This is a genomic window from Paenibacillus popilliae ATCC 14706, assembly GCF_000315235.1.
Classification (GTDB): Bacteria; Bacillota; Bacilli; order Paenibacillales; family Paenibacillaceae; genus Paenibacillus_B; species Paenibacillus_B popilliae.
Map to the genome: position 1 here is coordinate 1 of NZ_BALG01000569.1, position 291 is coordinate 291.

Here is a 291-nt window from a genome sequence, read left to right on the forward strand (position 1 = left end):
GAATCGTTTTGCCTCCGTTTGGTCAAATTCTCGGTTCAAGGTGTTGGCTGTAGCCTCCTCATTGCATGTGGCTTTATGCGGCTTATACTGCGCCACGGTATACGTCGAAACCAACCCTTGCTCTTTCATGATTCGACCGATTCGGCGTCTAGACACGACTATCCCGCGTTCATGGAGCTTGACTTTGATCTTTCGAGTGCCATAGGCTTTTCGATTCTTGTGGAAGATGTCCACAATGGCTTCGGTGACGTCATCTTCCTTGGCTGCTTCTTTGGCTTCATAATAGAACGT

At 48.5% G+C, this 291-nt stretch carries 1 protein-coding gene; it reads right to left on the reverse strand.

All coding sequences use genetic code 11. The features are described 5' to 3' along the window. The coding region (locus PPOP_RS19160) for an IS3 family transposase (protein WP_042230424.1) at positions 1 to 291 on the reverse strand (291 nt) is incomplete at both ends.